We start from the raw sequence: 16,294 nt of genomic DNA, 5'->3' as shown, positions 1-16,294 counted from the left end.
CGCTGGAAGCCTCAGGCAAGGCTTTTGCTGACCACTTCGTACACGTCGCTGGACAGTTCGCCAGAGGCGCGGATGCGCTCCAGCTCGCCTTTCATCAGCGCCTGGCGGGCGCTGTCGTATTTGCGCCATCGGGTCAGCGGCGCCAGTTGCCGCGAGGCAATCTGCGGGTTGAAGCCGTTGAGCTGGATCACCAGATCCGCCAGGAAGCGATAACCCGAACCGTCGGCGGCGTGGAAGTTGATCAGGTTCTGTCCGGCAAAGGCCCCCACCAAGGCACGCACCTTGTTCGGGTTCTTGATATTGAACGCCGGGTGCTGCATCAGCGCCTTGACCCGCTCCAGGCCGCCCGGCAACGGGCTGCCGGCCTGCACGCTGAACCACTGGTCCATGACCAGGGCGTTGTCCTTGAAGTTCTCGGCGAACACCGCCAGGGCCTTGGCCTTCTCGGCCTCGAACGGCGAGTTGACCAGCACCGCCAGGGCGGTCAGGCGTTCGGTCATGTTGTCGGCGCTGTCGAACTGTTCGATGGCCGCCGCCAGCACTTCGGGCTTGTGGGTGAGCATCAGGTACGACAGGGCAATGTTCTGCAGCGCGCGGCGGGCGAAATGCTCGGACTCGGCCACGTAGGCGGTGACCTTGGACACCTCGCGGTTGGCCTGATAACGCGTCCACAGCCCGTCGAACAGGCGCTCGGCCAGTTGCTGGCGAGCAAACTCGCGAGCCGCGTGGATCGCCTCGACATCCGCCACTTCGCTGATTTCAGTCAGATAGGCCTCGCCCGGCAGGGACAGCATTTCCGCGACCATGGCCTGGTCCAGGCTGTCGTCCGCCAGCACAGTACCCAAGGCGGTCACTAGCCGTTCGTCCATCACCAGCGCCTGGCCCTGCTGATGCTGGGCGATAAGCTCCTGCAACACTTGCACGGCCAACTGCTGGCCAGCATCCCAACGGTTGAAACCGTCGCTGTCGTGCTGCATGAGGAACATCAGCTGGTCGCGGTTGTAGGGGAAGCTCAGCTTCACCGGCGCCGAGAAGCCCCGCAGCAGCGATGGCAGCGGCTGTTCGGCGATATCGACAAAGGTGAAGGTCTGCTCGGCCTCGGTCACCGAAATCACCCGGGAGGTGCCCTGGGCCGCGCTTTCACCGGACAGGCGCAGGGCAATGCCCGCGCCCTTGGAGTCCAGCAGGCCCAGCTCCACCGGGATCACGAACGGCAGTTTCTCCACCTTGTCCGGGGTTTGCGGGCAGCTCTGGCGGAAGGTCAGGCTGTAGGTCTTGGCGGCGGCGTCGTAGGACTCGCTGACCGCCAGCCGTGGCGTACCGGCCTGGCTGTACCAGCGCTTGAACTGGCTCAGGTCGACGCCGTTGGCATCCTCCATGGCCTTGACGAAGTCGTCGCAGGTCACGGCCTGGCCGTCATGGCGTTCGAAGTACAGGTCACTGCCCTTACGGAAGCCTTCGGCGCCGAGCAAGGTGTGGATCATGCCCACCACTTCCGAGCCCTTTTCGTACACGGTCAGGGTGTAGAAGTTGGAAATCTCGATAAAGCTTTCCGGGCGCACGGCATGGGCCATGGGGCCGGCATCTTCAGCGAACTGGTGAGTGCGCAGGTAGACCACATCCTGGATGCGCTTGACGGTGCGCGAGTTCATGTCGGCGGAGAAACCGGCATCGCGGAATACCGTGAAGCCTTCCTTGAGCGACAGTTGGAACCAATCGCGGCAGGTCACCCGGTTGCCCGACCAGTTGTGGAAGTATTCGTGGGCAACGATCGCCTCGACCCGCTGGTGCGCGGCATCGGTGGCGGTTTCGGCACGGGCCAGCACGGCGCTGGAGTTGAAGATGTTCAGGCCCTTGTTTTCCATGGCGCCCATGTTGAAGTCGTTGACCGCGACGATCATGAAGATGTCCAGGTCGTACTCACGGCCGTAGGTTTCTTCGTCCCAGCGCATGGACTTCTTCAGGCTGTTCATCGCGTGCTGGCACTTGTCGATGTTTTCCGGCTCGACATAGATGCGCAGCGCCACGTCGCGCCCGCTCTGGGTGCGGAAGCTGTCTTCCACGCACCACAGGTCACCGGCCACCAGGGCGAACAGGTAGGCCGGCTTCATGAACGGGTCTTCCCAGGTCGCCCAGTGCCGGCCGTCTTCACCGGGGCCGCTGGCGATCGGGTTGCCGTTGGAGAGCAATACCGGGTAGCTATGCTGCTCGGCCACCACGGTGGTGGTGAACTTGCTCATCACATCCGGACGATCGAGGTAATAGGTGATCTTGCGAAAGCCCTCGGCCTCGCACTGGGTGCAGAACATGCCGCCGGACTTGTACAGGCCTTCCAGGGCGGTGTTGCTCTCCGGGTGGATCTTCACGCTGGTATCCACGGTGAAGCTGGCGCTGGTCGGGTGCAGGGTCAGGTGGCTGTCATCGAGCTGGTAGTCGCTGGCGCCCAGCAGTTGATCGGACAGGCTCACCGACAGCAGCTCCAGCTGCTGGCCATCCAGCACCAACGGTGGCAGGCCGGCGCCGCGCGCGGGGTTGCGACGCATCACCAGCTGCGCATGGACCAGGCTGTGGTCCTCGAACAACTCGAAGGTCAGGTGGGTTTCGTCGATCAGGTACTCGGGGGCCTGATAGTCCTTCAGGTAGATCATCTTCGGTTGTTCGGTGCGCATGGCGAATTCCTTCTACTGATGCACGGCGAGCTGATAGGCCGTGTATTTGCGAATGTTGATCACGCCGGTATCAAAGATCAGGTACTGGCCCTTGATGCCCAGCAGCGTGCCTTCGGCGATCGGATTCTTGTCCAGGTTGAAACTGACGATCTTGGTCGGGTACTGCTCGACCGGGTAACGGATCTCCAGGGGTTCGATGTCACTCACCGGCTGGATCGCCTGCAGGCCGAAACGCTGTTGCAGGCCCAGCAGGCCCTCGGCGCAGGACTCGAACAACTGCTCGCGCACCGCCACCAGGTCCACGGCCTCGGCATCGCCCTTGAGCAAGGCGCGCCAGTTGGTCTTGTCGGCCACCTGGGAGCGGAACAGGTCCTCGACGAAGCCCGACTGCTGGCGGGTCGCCACGCGCATGATCGGCAGCGCCTGGCTGGCGCCCTGGTCGAGCCAGCGGGTCGGCAACTGGGTGGCGCGGGTGATACCGACCTTGATCCCCGAGGAGTTGGCCAGGTAGACCACGTGATCGGTCATGCAGAACTGCTCGCCCCAGGACGGCTCGCGGCAGGTGCCGGCGTCATAGTGGCAGCGTTCGGGGCTCATGATGCAAACATCGCACTGGGCCAGCTTGGTCATGCAGGGGTAGCAATAGCCCTGGCTGAAGCTGGTCTTGGTCTTGCGCCCGCAATGGGTGCAGTGGATCGCTCCCAGGTATTCCAGGCGCAGCGTCTTGCCGATCAACGGGTTGACCGGTACCTCACTGTCGCCCAGGCGAAAGGCGTACTGAACGTTCGGCCCATCCAGGCGGGCCGACATTTTGCTGATGGAACCGCGGCCAATCTCGATCAATGGATGGCATCCGACTTGAACAGGATGTTCGGCACCGGCGCCGACTTCGAGGCGCATTCCTGCGGGCCCATGTAGCCGGTGCGCTGGTCCTCGGGCAGGTTCTGCATCTCCCAGGCGATCATCGCCTGCAGGGACAGTTCACGCTGTTCGGCGGTGAGCTTGCGACCATCGGCCCATTTGCCGATCTCTACCGCCAGCTTCAGGCTCTGGTAGATCTCGGGGGTGATGTTTTCGATCATTTGAGCAAAAGACGACATATGAACAACCTCTGATAAATGCCGCTGGTTCAGCGCATGCACTATTTAAAACTCACGACCTGGCGTAACGCCAAGCAGTCAGAATTCCTTGGATAACTTGACCTGCACCAGTTCCTTTTCCAGCAGCCGCCGAAATATCTGCGGTGCGGCAAAGGTGTAGGCGGCGAAAGCCAGCCACACCCAGTCAATCATCTCGGCCGCCTGCGGGTAACCCTGGGCCGCGAGCGTGATGACCAGCACCCGGTAGATCACAAACATAAACAGCAACAGGACAATGGCACCCGTGGTACTGCGCTCGCTCATCCAGTTGTTGAAACGCCACCAGGCGCCGAGAAAAACACTGCGACGAGCCTTTACCGCCGTCAGCAGATGCAAGGCCGCCACATCACTGGCATTTTCCTGCAACGCCCAGATCGCGTGCTCCCGAGCGCCATGCACATCACCCTCGCGCAGCAGCAGATGTCCGAGCACCACCACCGCGCCCGCGTTTCCGGGGTCGGCCTGCAAGGCCTGGCGGGCGAACTGCTGAGCCTTGTTCCAATCGTTGCTGGCCCGATAGAACTGCGCCAGGGCGGTCAGGTTCGCGGCGTCGTCCGGGGCCAGTTCCAGAGCTTTCTCCAGGGGCTGCCGACTCTGCTGCAAACGGCCGGTCAACTGATACAACTCGGCCAGGCAGCGGTGGTAGATCGGGTTCAGCGGCTCCATGTCCAACAGCTGGTTCAAGTGTTCTTGAGCCAGCTTGAACTTGCGCGAGGCAATGGCCACCTGCGCAGCAGCGTAGTGGGCCAGGGGCAAATGTGCGTCAGCGGCCAGGGCCAGTTGCACTTCGTGCCTGGCGGCATGTATGCGGCGCATATTCATCAGGCAGATGCCCAGAAGCGCATGGGCCTCGGCCGACTGCGGATCGCTGGCGAGCAGTTGCCGCAATGCATCGATCGCGCCGTCATTATGGCCAGCTTGCAGACGCTGATAAGCCAGCTGCAACAGGTAATCGGTATTCATCAGCTCACCACCAGGAACCAGAGGGTGTAGGGCAACAACTTGACAACCATGCCCTTGAGCACAAACCCGCCGATCAACGCCAAGGGCAAACCGAAGCGGTTCAGTACACCACCGTAGTACTGATAGATCTCGATGGTTGCGTTCTGCTGGATGTACAACAGATAACCGAGGCTCAGCTTCCATACCACCAGCACCAGCAAGGCGTACTGGATCTGCGCCTGGGTCTCGATATAGCCCGCCCCCACCAGTTGCAACAGTACGAGGCCTATCACCAGGCTGCCGGCCAGTGCCACTGCTGCCAACACCCATTCACGCACCCGTGTGGGACTGCCAACGGCGACGGAGTTGAAGACAAACCACGGCAAGCCAAGCCAGGCGCCGCCAAGCATCAGCCCCAGCAGAGGCCAAAGCGGCGAAACCGCCCATTTGGCCAGTGCACCGGGACGCGGTTCGTCCTCGATGCGATATCCACCGTACTGCGCCATCAGCGTCCCTTCCCGTGCTTGTCGAGGAATGCCAGCACCTCGTCGTATTGATTGCCCTCGTTGGCATAGCGCGCGTAGTTACGCGCGGTGGTCAGCCACTCCAGGGTAGTGGCCCGTACCTCCTTGAGCGCCTGCTTGAAATGCCGGTCGCAGATCAACTGCTCGGCACCGCTGCTGATCGACTCTTCGATCGCCTCATCGGCGGCGCTTTCCACCAACTCACCGAGATCGGCGCCAGAGAAACCCGAGGTGCTCTTGGCCAGGAAAGCGAAGTCGATATCCTCGGTCATCGGCCGATCCTTCATCATCATCTTGAGCATGCTTTCCCTCGCCGGACGGTCAGGCGGTGGTACGAACAGTACCCGGTCAAAGCGACCGGGACGTCGGAAAGCCGAATCTACCGACCACGGCACGTTGGTGGCGGCGAGAATCAGCACGCCATGGTTGTCATTGTTGAACCCATCCATCTCGGACAGGAACTGGCTGACCAACTTGGACGAGGTCGCCTCACGAGTGTTGGAGCGCTTGCCACCCAATGCCTCGACTTCGTCGAAAAACATCACTGCCGGCGCCTGGGCCCGCGCTTGCTCGAACAATGCGTGCAACTTGCGCTCGGACTCGCCGATATACATGTCCAGCACGTCAGAAATGGCCACATTGAAAAACGTTGCTTTGCACTCCCCGGCCGTAGCGCGGGCAAGCAGGGTCTTGCCGCAACCGGGTGGACCGTAGAGCAAGACCCCGCCGCCGACTTTCTTGCGAAAGCGCTGGAACAGGCCGGGTTTCTGATACGGCAGAATGATCTTTTTATGAATGGTCTTTTTCAGCTCATCCAACCCACCGATATCGTCGAAGGTCAGGGATTCCTTTTCCGGAACCAGCAGCCGTACCACTTCACTCTGATCGGTGTTGTCGTTGGAGATGACCCGAAGCCGCGGGCGGCCTTCAGTGCTCGGGAAATCAACCACCGAAACCGTCAAGCGGCGCCACAGCGCCATGTCTTCCAAGGCGGGGTTGGCCTCGACGGCTGCACGGTATTCCACCTGCGCTTCTTTCAGGCGTTCCAGTGCAGCCAGGGCCTGGGCCTTAAGCATCCGCGCGGCGGGCTCTGTACCTTCAGCCAACTGCAAGGCGCGTGACGCGTCACCCGCGGCGAGGCACAGCCTGGCAGCTACCAACTTCAGCGCCGGGGCATCATTCCACTGCTCGAGGTCGGCAGGTAGAAGCTTCAGGCCGCGTTCATGTTCACCACGTTCAAGGCTGGCGCCAAGCAGCATCGTCAGCAGTGCAATATTGCCGGGAGCCGCCTGCAATGCGGCCTCCAGCTGGTCGAACGTCGAATCATCCATGGTCTTACCTCAAAATCGCGTAGGCGCTGCAAATAGGCTTATTTCAGTACTTCCGGCCGCTCAACGTCGACCCAGACAAACTTATTCGGATCCAGGCGGGTTTCCTGGTCCAGGCGATAGGCGGCAAGCTTGCCGTAGAGCACGGCGCTGTAATCCAGGCACGCCAGGTTGGGCCGGATTGGCGCCGGCTTGCCGCTGCGCCAGTAGTGGCCGACGAACAGCATCGGCTCCTCGGCGCCGTAGCGCAGCAGGCTATTTTTTTCGGCCGGGGACAACGGCGTGCGCGCCACCGGATCGGGCAAGGCATCGGGCTGAAAGACGATGTCGCCGTAGGTCTGCGGGTTGTCTTCCCAGAACTTGGTACGGAAGAACGAGCGGGTCAGGCCGTCACCGCTGGTCATGGTCAGGCCATGGGGCAGGCGCATGTCGGTGCCGCGCAGCAGGCGATCGAAGGCGGTGCTGGCAAAACTGTCGGGCAGCGCCGAGGCCTGGAGGAACTCGCGGTCGATGCAGCCGTTGGGGTATTGCTGGCGCAGCGGGGCGATCAGGCCGGCATCCCAGCAGGCGTGCACCACGCGAAAACGCCCGGCGTCGACGAACAGCGGCAGTTCATAGAACCACTGGAGGAAGTCGTGCCAGTCGCCCGGGTGGTGCTCGAACTGGGTCAGGGTTTCGTGGATCAGCCGGGCATGGCGCGGCGTGTGCTCGCGCACGAACTGCTTGCCACTGCCGGCCGCCGCCGGGGTGCTCCAGCCCAGGGCGTTGAACTCATGGTTGCCCATGATGCACAGCGCCTGACCGGCCTCGACCATGTCGTGGACAATATGCAGGGACTCACGGATTCGCGGGCCGCGGTCGATGATGTCTCCGAGGAACACCGCCATGCGCGACGGATGCCGCCAGACGCCGCCCTGCTTGTGATACCCGAGCCGATCCAGCAAGTGCTCCAGGGTCAGGGCGCAACCGTGCACGTCACCGATCAGGTCGTAGCTACGCGCGGGATCGAGCATCAGTCGCCTCCACCGCCCAGTCGGCTGCCCCAGCCAAGCTTGGTCCGGCAGACCTCGTAGTAATTGTGGTCCAGCGGGTGGATCAGGCGCAGTTTCTGCGCCTTCTTGCTGACCGTGATGGTATCCCCCGGCGCGCAGGTGAAATGGTTCTGCCCGTCACAGGAGACTTGCGGATAGATCTGCATATCTTTGGACACGACGATTTTCAGCTCACTGTTGCCATCGACCACAATCGGTCTTCCAGACAAGGTATGGGGGTACATCGGCACGATCACAATGGCATCCAGCTTGGGATGCATGATCGGCCCGCCAGCGGACAGCGCATAGGCCGTGGAGCCGGTGGGCGTGGCGACGATCAGGCCGTCGGCCTTCTGGCTGCAGACGAACTGGCCGTCGATGTAGATCTCGAACTCGATCATCCGCGTCGACTTGCCCGGATGCAGCACCACGTCGTTCAGCGCGTCGCCCTGGCCGATGGCCTCGGCGTGACGGCGGACCTCGGCCTGCAGCAGGAAGCGGTTTTCCACCAGGTAATGGCCGTCCAGCACTTCGGCGACCTTGACCTCCAGCTCATCGGGGCGAATGTCGGTGAGAAAGCCCAGGCTGCCGCGGTTGATCCCCAGCACCGGGATATTGTGCCGCGCCAGGGCCCGGGCGGCGCCCAGCAGGCTGCCGTCGCCGCCAACTACGATGACCATGTCGCAGACCTCGCCCAGGAGCTTGCGCGAGGAGGTTTGCAGGCCGTGGCCCGGCAGCACTTCGGCGATGGTGTCTTCAAGGATCACGTGCAGGTGGCGCGCCAGCAGAAACTTCTTCAGTCGGCGAACTGTGTCCAGCACCTGGGAGCTGCCCAGGCGACCGATAATGCCGATATTGCGAAATTGCTCCATGGGGCTCCTGCGAGGTTCGGGTACGGGCGAAACGGAGGATTATGGGCGAAACCCGGCGTTAGACAAAATCCTTTCAGCCACGCGGGCTTAGGAACCGCAGCACGAGCGCCGAGTGGCACGCATTTATCGCGAAGCGCCAGGGTTTGCGTCTATGCTCGCAGCATGCTCCTGTTCCCGGATCTGCTCAGCCTTCCACGCCAGTTGCGTCAACCTGAAGTCCGCGACCTCGCCTGGGTCATCCTCGCGCCGCCGATGCTCAGCCACACGCCCTGGCCGCAGCGCCACCCCCTGTCCGGCAGCGACTGGGTGCAGGCGCCGCAATTGCTGGCGCACTGGTTGCAGCGCCTGGACCTGGACCCCAGCGCACTGCGCCACTGGCTCAACCGCAGCCAGACACGGCGCCTGGGCCTGTACTACGAACGCCTCTGGCAGTTTGCCGTACAGCACGCCCCCGGCGTCGAACTGCTGGCGGCCAACCTGCCGATCCGCCGTGACGGCCAGACCCTGGGCGAACTGGACATGCTGCTGCGCGACCGCGAAGGCGTGCATCACCTGGAACTGGCGATCAAGCTCTACCTGGGCCCGCAACGGGGCAACGGCAGTGACAGTGCGCAATGGCTGGGGCCCGGCTGCCACGATCGCCTGGACCTCAAGCTGGCGCACCTGGACGCCCACCAACTGCCGATTTCCGCTCGTGATGAAAGCCGCGAGGCCCTGGCGGCGCTGGATATCCAGCAGTTTCGCGCCCACCTGTGGCTGGGCGGCTACCTGCTCTATCCCTGGCCGGGCCACGCCGAACCGCCCGAAGGCGCCCATCCGCAGCACTTGCGGGGGCGCTGGCTGCATCAACGGGACTGGTCGGCCTACCTGGCCCAGGGCGCCCCGGGGCGCTGGCAGCCCCTGCCCCGCCACGCCTGGCTGGCCCCGGCTCACTATCCGGCCGAACAGGCCTGGACGGCCGCGGAACTGGCGCAATGGCTCGACGCCCTCGCCCCCCACGCCCCGGCGCAATTGCTGGTCCGCCTGCAAGAAACCCCGGAAGGTGACTGGGAAGAGGCCGAACGCCTGTTCCTGGTGGCCGATCTGTGGCCCAACCTCCCCGTCCCCCAGCCCCCCAAAGACCAACCTGCATAGGAGCTGGCTCGCCAGCGAAAGCGTCTCCACGAACGACGCTGGGCTCGCGGGCCTCTTCGCCGGCAAGCCGGCTCCCGCCCTGGGGTTTCGCTACACCAGGGAAAGCCGCAACGCCAGGGCCGCCAGGGTCACCAGCAGCACCGGCACGGTGAGCACGACGCCGACCCGGAAGTAATAGCCCCAGCCAATATGAATGCCCTTGCGCTCCAGCACATGCAGCCAGAGCAGGGTCGCCAGGCTGCCGATGGGGGTGATCTTCGGCCCCAGGTCGCTGCCGATGACGTTGGCGTAGATCATCGCCTCCTTGACCACCCCGGTGGCTTGGCTGGCATCGATGGACAAGGCGCCGATCAGCACCGTCGGCAGGTTGTTCATCACCGACGACAACCCGGCGGTCAGCAAGCCGGTGCCCAGGGCCGCGCCCCAGATTCCGCCGCCGGCAAAGGCATCGAGCCAGGCGGCCAGGTGCCCGGTCAGCCCGGCATTGCGCAAGCCGTATACCACCAGGTACATGCCCAGGGAAAAAATCACGATCTGCCAGGGCGCTTCCTTGAGCACCTTGCGGGTGGAGATCTTGTGCCCACGCGCCGCGATCACCAGCAGCAAGGTGGCGCAGACCGCGGAAATGGCGCTGATGGGAATCCCCAGCGGCTCCAGGGCAAAGCAGCCCAGCAGCAGAATCAGCAACACCCACCAGCCGGCCATGAAAGTCGCCCGGTCATGAATGGCACTGGCCGGCTCGGCCAACTGCCGCGGGTCGTACTGCTCGGGGATATCCCGGCGGAAAAACCACAGCAGCACCGCCAGGGTCGCGGCAACACTCACCAGGTTGACCGGCAGCATCACGGCCGCATAGCGGTTGAAGCCGATCTTGAAAAAGTCCGCCGAGACGATGTTCACCAGGTTCGACACCACCAGCGGCAGGCTCGCGGTGTCGGCGATGAAGCCCGCCCCCATGACGAATGCCAGGGTGGTAGCGGCAGAAAAGCGCAAGGCCAGCAGCATGGAAATGACGATGGGGGTGAGGATCAGCGCCGCGCCGTCGTTGGCGAACAGCGCCGACACCAGGGCGCCGAGCAACACCATGAAGGCGAACAAGCGTCGCCCCCTGCCGCGCCCCCAGCGCGCCACGTGCAAGGCGGCCCAGGCGAAGAACCCGGCCTCGTCCAGCAGCAGGCTGATGATGATCAGCGCGACGAAGGTGCCGGTGGCGTTCCAGATGATTTGCCACACCACCGGGATGTCGGCCAGTTGCACCACGCCACACAGCAGCGCCAGGAGCGCGCCAAACACCGCGCTCCAGCCGACGCCGAGGCCTTTGGGCTGCCAGATCACCAGGGTGATGGTCAGCAGGAAGATCGATACTGCAATCAACATGATTAAGGAATCTTGAATAAAAAAGCTGACCAGCATAGGAAGCGGCTTGCCGGCGAAGCTGTCCCTGAGGCCTCCATGAGGCTCAGGAACCTGCTCGCCGGCAAGCCGGCTCCTGCAACAGCAGGGGAATGTGGAGGGAGGAAGGTGTTCAGGCTTTCTTCTGTTGCTCGACCCATTGGCCGTAGGCGTTGATGAAACTCTGCAGGAACGGCCGGGTGGCCTCCGACAGCTTGCCCGTATCATCGAACGCCGAACCCGCGCCGCCCAGGTAGGCTTCGGGCTGCTGCATGCACGGCACATTGAGGAACACCAGGGACTGGCGCAGGTGGTGGTTGGCACCGAAGCCGCCGATGGCCCCCGGGGACACACTGATCACCGCGCCCGGCTTGCCGCCCCAGGCACTCTTGCCATAGGGCCGCGAGCCAACGTCGATGGCGTTTTTCAGGGCCGCCGGCACCGAACGGTTGTATTCCGGGGTGACGAACAACAGCGCATCGGCGGCCGCGATCTGCTCGCGAAAGCGAGTGTAGGTCGCCGGCGGCGTCCCATCGATGTCTTCGTTATAGAGCGGCAGATCACCGATCTCGACGATGCCCAACTGCAGGTTCGCCGGAGCCAGCTCGGCCAGAGCCAGGGCGACCTTACGGTTCAGGGACTGCGCTCTCAGACTGCCGACCAGCACTGCAACCTTGTAGACATTGCTCATTGGAGTTTCCAACCCTTGGCGTGAAGAAGGTGCTAGTTATAGATGAGCCCGGGGGGTGCCTGCTACCCCGCGAGCGCCATTTGCGCAGATAAATCCTGCCGTACCCCACCGCCGGGGGCGACCGTGGATTATTTTTTCCAGGCGGCAAAACTTCCCCGGCGCCCACCGGGTCTACAGCAGCGAAATTTGCGTGTTTTATCTCCAGAGGCTCTAAAGATGGCTGCAGTACTTGTCGGACAATTCCATGCAAGAGATGCCGAAGGACGGGTGTATTCAGTGCACGAGTTCCAGGAATCCATGCCCGCGCAGGACGGTACGACCGGCTCGGAACCCGTCACCACCTACCGCCTGGCGATTGGCGACCGGGTGCGCAAGCTCGACGACAATCAGTTCCTGCTGGTGCAATCGGATGTGACCATCGTTCGTGAGCCAGAAACCTACGTCACCGAATAGGCGCACCCGGCTCCGGCGGTCCGGTCCGGCCAAGGGGGGGGGGGCGGCTACAGATTCCGGACCCGCAGTTGGGGTAGGATTCGATGCTTGACCGCCCAACGGCTGGAGATGGACTTCAAGCATGCGTCTACGTCATATCGAAGTGATTCAGGCCCTCCTGCAAACCGCCCACCTGGGCACCGCCGCCGAGCTGCTGCAGCTCTCGGTGGCCGAGGTCGAGGCCTTGCTGCGCGATGCCGAAAGCCACTTGGGGTTCATGCTGTTCGCCAGCGTGCGCGGACGCTTGCAGGCCACCCGCGAAGCCCGTGAACTGCAACCGGCGATCACCCGGGTCTACGACGCCTTCGAGCCGCTGCAACGCCTGGCCGACAGCTTGCGCTTTCACCAGGCACCGCCGCTGCGCATCATCGGCACCCCGCCGCTGGTCCAGCAACTGCTGCCCCAGTGCATCGCCGCCCTGCGCCGGCGCTTTCCCGATACCCCTTGCAGCCTCCTCAGTTACGGCACCCGGGACATGGTCGAGCGCCTGCTGCTGCGCGATTGCGACCTGGGCCTGAGCCTGCATGACCCCGAACACCCGGACATCCACAGCCAGGCCCTGGCCCAGGGCAAGCTGTTCCTGCTGGCCCCCCATGGCTGGCTGCAGCCCCGGCAGAAATACGTCGCCCTGCAGGATCTGGCCGGCCAGGCCATGCTCGGCCTGGAAGGCCAGGACCCGCTGAGCGTGATGCTCGCCAGCAAATTGCAGAATCTGCGGCCAAGTCCGGTGATCCAGACCCGGGTGCAGACCTATCAGATGATGCGCAGCCTGGTGGAAGCCGGCGAAGGGCTGGCCATTGTCGACCCCTTCACCGCCGTCGGCGCCCGCGGTGCCGGGCTCGATGCCTGCCCGCTGTCGCCGCCGATCGTCGTCACCCTGTACGCCCTGCGCCGCCAGGGCAGCGAAGTCTCGCCCCTGCTCAATGCCCTGCTGGAACTGCTGACGCAACAGGCCGAGGCCCTGCTGGCGAGCTAAGGCTGGCGGACCTGGGGTTGATCGGCAAACAGGTTATACCAGAAGATCGCCACTTCGCGGGTCTGCGGATCGATGCCGCGATAACGCATGTGATCCACCCCGCCCAGCACATAGCCGCAACGCTCGTACAAGCGACAGGCTCCCAGGTTGTTGTTCTGGGTTTCCAGCATCACCCCCGGCAACTGCTTCTTGCGACTCCAGAACTGCGCCACCTCCAGCAGCGCCCGGGCCACGCCATGGCGTCGGGCCGGTGCATGCACGGCCAGCTCGTCGACATGCCCGTAGCCGTTCCAGTTGGTGCTGACCACCACATGCCCCACGGGCTGGTCGTCGAGATAGGCCATGAAGATCTCGCTGTCCGCGGCATTGCGGTAGCTGCCAAATTCCTCGGGATCGATGCCATAGCACTTGCGATACGGCACGACCTTGCGCAGCGGCCAGTCCGCCACAGCCAGTCCTGGCGCGGGCTCGGCGTAGGCGCTGACCTCGAAGCTGAAATCACTGCCCCAGACATAGGCGGCGAACCCCTGGTCGGCCACACGGATCGCCAGCCCCGGGTGCACAGGGTTCACAACAGGCTGCATAGCGGGAAAACTCCTCATGCCTTGATGCAATCGACGGTGTAGTGGCGCCCGTCGCCCAGATCCTCATGCTGCAGGCCGTGCACATCGGCGACAAAGCCCGGGAAGCTGCTGTCGAAGGCCCGGGCGAAAGCCAGGTAATCGATGATCGAACGGGTCGACTCGGTGAAGCGCTCGCCGGGCATGATCAACGGGATGCCCGGCGGATAGGGCACCAGCATCACCGCGGCGATACGCCCCTGCAATTGATCGATGGAGACTGCCTCGACCTCGCCCCGCACCAGTTGGTCGTAGGCATCGGCGGGCTTCATCGCCACCTCCGGCAGCACCGTGTACATGCGCTTGAGGTGCTTGGCGGTGGCGTTGCTGCGGTAACAGGCATGCAACTGGTCGCACAGGTCCTGCAAGCCCATGCCCTGATAGCGCTGCGGGTCCTGGCTGGCGACGCTGGGCAGGCAACTGGCGAGGCTGACATTGGCGTCGTAGTTGCGCTTGAACTCCAGCAGCTCGGTGAGCAGCGTGCTCCACTTGCCCTTGGTGATGCCCATGGAGAACAGCACCAGGAACGAATAGAGCCCGGTCTTTTCCACCACCAGCCCGCGCTCCCAGAGAAACTTGCTGACCACCGCCGCCGGAATCCCGTGCTCGCTCAGGGCCCCGCCGGCTGTCAGCCCGGGCATCACCAGGGTCACCTTGATCGGGTCCAGCAGCACATAGTCGCAGGTGACGCCGGCAAACCCGTGCCACTCTCCTTCGGGCTCCAGCAGCCAGTCACCGGTGCGCACCTGATCGATGCCTTCGACGCGCTCCGGCTGCCAGATCGAGAACCACCAGTCATCGGCGGCGATGTGCTGGCGCAGGTTGGCCAGGGCCCGGCGGAAACTCAGGGCCTCATCGAACATTTCCTGCAGCAGCGAGCGCCCCGCCGGCCCTTCCATCATCGCCGAGGCCACATCCAGCGAGGCGATGATGCTGTATTGCGGCGACGTGGAGATATGCATCATGAACGCTTCGTTGAACCGGTCCCGGTCCAGCTGCCGGGCGCCGCCGTCCTGGACATGGATCATCGACGCCTGGCTGAAGGCCGCCAGCAGCTTGTGGGTGGAATGGGTGGTAAACACCAGCGGGCTGTCGGCGCTGCGCGAGGTGCCCATGCCATAGCGCCCGGAAAAGAATTCGTGGAAGGCCGCGTAGGCGTACCAGGCCTCGTCGAAGTGCAGCACCTCGACGCTGTTGCCCAGGCTCTGCTTGATCAGTTCGGCGTTGTAGCACAGGCCGTCGTAGGTGGAGTTGGTGACCACCGCCAGCTTGACCCTGGGTGGGCGGCCACGGGTCAGCGGACTGGCGTCGATCTTGGCCTGGATCGACTCGGGGCTGAACTCGCTCAGGGGAATCGGGCCGATAATTCCCAGCTCGTTGCGCTCCGGGCACAGGTACAGGGGAATGGCCCCGGTCATGATGATCGAGTGCAACACCGACTTGTGGCAGTTGCGATCCACCAGCACCAGATCGTCGCGACCGACCATGGAGTGCCAGACGATCTTGTTGGCGGTGGACGTGCCGTTGATCACGAAAAAGGTGTGATCGGCGCCGAAATTGCGTGCCGCCCGCGCCTCGGCCTCCGCCAGGGGCCCGGTGTGATCCAGCAGCGAGCCCAGTTCCGGCACCGATACCGACAGGTCGGAACGCAAGGTGTTCTCACCGAAGAACTGGTGGAACGCCTGCCCCACCGGGCTCTTGCGATAAGCCACGCCACCCCCGTGCCCCGGGGTATGCCAGGAATAGTTGGAGTCGGCGGTGTGCTGCACCAGGGCCTTGAAGAACGGCGGCAGCAGCCCGTCCAGGTAATTGCGCGCGGCCCGGGCCACCTGCCGAGCCAGAAAGGGCACGGTGTCCTCGAACAGGTAGAGAATGCCCCGCAACTGGTTGAGCTCGCTCATGGCATCGGCCGGGGCGTTCTCCAAGGTCATCTGCTCGCCCAGGGCGAAGATCGGCAACAGGGGCGCCCGCACCCGGGCCAGGCGGATCAGATCCACCATGTTTTGCAGCAGATGGGTGTTTTCCCCGGCGCCCTCGGCGGCGATCAACATGCAGGCCAGGCCGTGGTGGGTCGCGGCCACCAGGCGCCCTTCGGCGTAGTTCACCGCCGAGAAGATACTGAAGCCGTCCTTCTCCAACTCCCGGGCGATGCCCCGCACCCGGTCCCCGGCCACCGTATCGGCCTTGATATCGCGGTGCACGATCAGGATCGGAAACTGCAGGTCTTTGTACATGGGGCCGGGCATCCTGAGGCGGCGGGGGTGCCCCGCCAATGGACTCAGGGTAGAAGCTCCTGGCGCTGCCTGTCACCCCGAGCCCGGGCTCGATGTAACAAAAGGTCGCACTGAAACAATTGCCCTGCCCATCCGCCGCGACCTTGGCCGGCAGCGGCTGCCGAGCCTGCGAGGCTGCGCGAAGGTCGGCGGGATCTTGTCGGGCGAGCGCCGGCCTGACCGCGCTCGCCCCAGGGATCGCTGCGCCCGT

General features: G+C 63.8%; 15 protein-coding genes. 3 read left to right on the top strand and 12 right to left on the bottom strand.

The annotated features are described in order from the left end of the window. Positions 1–11: 11 nt before the first annotated feature. The 8 genes from pepN to DNK59_RS08550 form a co-directional block, all read right to left on the bottom strand. On the bottom strand, positions 12–2,669 hold the full coding sequence (pepN, locus tag DNK59_RS08585; protein ID WP_110722936.1) for an aminopeptidase N: 2,658 nt from the start codon (positions 2,667–2,669) through the stop codon (positions 12–14). A 12-nt stretch (positions 2,670–2,681) separates the two neighbouring features. Beyond that, positions 2,682–3,512, bottom strand: a complete 831-nt coding sequence (locus DNK59_RS08580) for a DUF2797 domain-containing protein (protein ID WP_092314451.1) — start codon at positions 3,510–3,512, stop codon at positions 2,682–2,684. Beyond that, a complete protein-coding gene (locus DNK59_RS08575) occupies positions 3,509–3,769 on the bottom strand; it encodes a YeaC family protein (protein WP_110722935.1) in 261 nt (86 codons plus the stop codon). The genes DNK59_RS08580 and DNK59_RS08575 overlap by 4 nt, the downstream gene beginning before the upstream one ends. Before the next feature lie 78 nt (positions 3,770–3,847). After that, positions 3,848–4,771: a lipopolysaccharide assembly protein LapB gene (locus DNK59_RS08570; protein WP_110722934.1), complete on the bottom strand. Its 924-nt coding sequence runs from the start codon at positions 4,769–4,771 to the stop codon at positions 3,848–3,850. Then, a complete protein-coding gene (locus tag DNK59_RS08565) occupies positions 4,771–5,256 on the bottom strand; it encodes a hypothetical protein (RefSeq protein WP_110722933.1) in 486 nt (161 codons plus the stop codon). The genes DNK59_RS08570 and DNK59_RS08565 overlap by 1 nt, the downstream gene beginning before the upstream one ends. After that, positions 5,256–6,569, bottom strand: coding sequence for an AAA family ATPase (locus tag DNK59_RS08560; RefSeq protein WP_256596314.1), 1,314 nt, complete (start codon positions 6,567–6,569; stop codon positions 5,256–5,258). The genes DNK59_RS08565 and DNK59_RS08560 overlap by 1 nt, the downstream gene beginning before the upstream one ends. 74 nt (positions 6,570–6,643) lie before the next feature. After that, positions 6,644–7,618, bottom strand: a complete 975-nt coding sequence (locus tag DNK59_RS08555) for a metallophosphoesterase (protein WP_177431222.1) — start codon at positions 7,616–7,618, stop codon at positions 6,644–6,646. Then, positions 7,615–8,505 carry an NAD(+) kinase gene (locus tag DNK59_RS08550; protein ID WP_007920913.1) on the bottom strand — a complete coding sequence of 297 codons (891 nt, stop codon included), beginning with the start codon at positions 8,503–8,505 and terminating at the stop codon, positions 7,615–7,617. The genes DNK59_RS08555 and DNK59_RS08550 overlap by 4 nt, the downstream gene beginning before the upstream one ends. 162 nt (positions 8,506–8,667) lie before the next feature. Between DNK59_RS08550 and DNK59_RS08545 the strand changes: the two genes are divergently transcribed. Beyond that, the gene (locus tag DNK59_RS08545) at positions 8,668–9,639 is read left to right on the top strand and encodes a DUF1853 family protein (RefSeq protein ID WP_177431218.1); all 972 of its coding nucleotides are present in this window, start codon (positions 8,668–8,670) and stop codon (positions 9,637–9,639) included. A gap of 90 nt (positions 9,640–9,729) precedes the next feature. Here DNK59_RS08545 and DNK59_RS08540 read toward each other — a convergent pair whose 3' ends face one another. After that, entirely contained in the window at positions 9,730–11,016 is a 1,287-nt protein-coding gene (locus tag DNK59_RS08540) for an arsenic transporter (RefSeq protein WP_110722930.1), read from the bottom strand. 148 nt (positions 11,017–11,164) lie between these two features. Further along, positions 11,165–11,722, bottom strand: a complete 558-nt coding sequence (locus tag DNK59_RS08535) for an NADPH-dependent FMN reductase (protein WP_092314441.1) — start codon at positions 11,720–11,722, stop codon at positions 11,165–11,167. Between the two features lie 216 nt (positions 11,723–11,938). Here DNK59_RS08535 and DNK59_RS08530 point away from each other — a divergent pair, with 216 nt between their 5' ends. Both DNK59_RS08530 and DNK59_RS08525 read left to right on the top strand, forming a co-directional pair. Then, positions 11,939–12,175: a hypothetical protein gene (locus tag DNK59_RS08530; protein ID WP_060839066.1), complete on the top strand. Its 237-nt coding sequence runs from the start codon at positions 11,939–11,941 to the stop codon at positions 12,173–12,175. Positions 12,176–12,296: 121 nt separating this feature from the next. After that, complete coding sequence (locus DNK59_RS08525; RefSeq protein ID WP_110722929.1) at positions 12,297–13,190, top strand: LysR substrate-binding domain-containing protein; 894 nt, start codon at positions 12,297–12,299, stop codon at positions 13,188–13,190. Here DNK59_RS08525 and DNK59_RS08520 read toward each other — a convergent pair. Both DNK59_RS08520 and DNK59_RS08515 read right to left on the bottom strand, forming a co-directional pair. Beyond that, positions 13,187–13,774, bottom strand: coding sequence for a GNAT family N-acetyltransferase (locus DNK59_RS08520; RefSeq protein WP_110722928.1), 588 nt, complete (start codon positions 13,772–13,774; stop codon positions 13,187–13,189). The genes DNK59_RS08525 and DNK59_RS08520 overlap by 4 nt on opposite strands. Positions 13,775–13,788: 14 nt before the next feature. Beyond that, entirely contained in the window at positions 13,789–16,044 is a 2,256-nt protein-coding gene (locus DNK59_RS08515) for an Orn/Lys/Arg decarboxylase N-terminal domain-containing protein (RefSeq protein ID WP_110722927.1), read from the bottom strand. Between the last annotated feature and the right edge of the window lie 250 nt (positions 16,045–16,294).

The sequence above is a fragment of the Pseudomonas sp. TKO26 genome (assembly GCF_003225665.1).
Classification (GTDB): domain Bacteria; phylum Pseudomonadota; class Gammaproteobacteria; order Pseudomonadales; family Pseudomonadaceae; genus Aquipseudomonas; species Aquipseudomonas saponiphila.
The sequence above is the reverse complement of the archived record's forward strand: the minus strand, read 5'-3'. Positions and strand labels throughout refer to the sequence as shown.

Coding starts and splice junctions, on each gene's coding strand:
- DNK59_RS08515 (WP_110722927.1), bottom strand. CDS start 16,044: ATGTACAAAGACCTGCAGTTTCCGATCCTGATCGTGCACCGCGATATC.
- DNK59_RS08525 (WP_110722929.1), top strand. CDS start 12,297: ATGCGTCTACGTCATATCGAAGTGATTCAGGCCCTCCTGCAAACCGCC.
- DNK59_RS08520 (WP_110722928.1), bottom strand. CDS start 13,774: ATGCAGCCTGTTGTGAACCCTGTGCACCCGGGGCTGGCGATCCGTGTG.
- DNK59_RS08540 (WP_110722930.1), bottom strand. CDS start 11,016: ATGTTGATTGCAGTATCGATCTTCCTGCTGACCATCACCCTGGTGATC.
- DNK59_RS08530 (WP_060839066.1), top strand. CDS start 11,939: ATGGCTGCAGTACTTGTCGGACAATTCCATGCAAGAGATGCCGAAGGA.
- DNK59_RS08575 (WP_110722935.1), bottom strand. CDS start 3,769: ATGTCGTCTTTTGCTCAAATGATCGAAAACATCACCCCCGAGATCTAC.
- DNK59_RS08550 (WP_007920913.1), bottom strand. CDS start 8,505: ATGGAGCAATTTCGCAATATCGGCATTATCGGTCGCCTGGGCAGCTCC.
- pepN (WP_110722936.1), bottom strand. CDS start 2,669: ATGCGCACCGAACAACCGAAGATGATCTACCTGAAGGACTATCAGGCC.
- DNK59_RS08570 (WP_110722934.1), bottom strand. CDS start 4,771: ATGAATACCGATTACCTGTTGCAGCTGGCTTATCAGCGTCTGCAAGCT.
- DNK59_RS08565 (WP_110722933.1), bottom strand. CDS start 5,256: ATGGCGCAGTACGGTGGATATCGCATCGAGGACGAACCGCGTCCCGGT.
- DNK59_RS08535 (WP_092314441.1), bottom strand. CDS start 11,722: ATGAGCAATGTCTACAAGGTTGCAGTGCTGGTCGGCAGTCTGAGAGCG.
- DNK59_RS08545 (WP_177431218.1), top strand. CDS start 8,668: ATGCTCCTGTTCCCGGATCTGCTCAGCCTTCCACGCCAGTTGCGTCAA.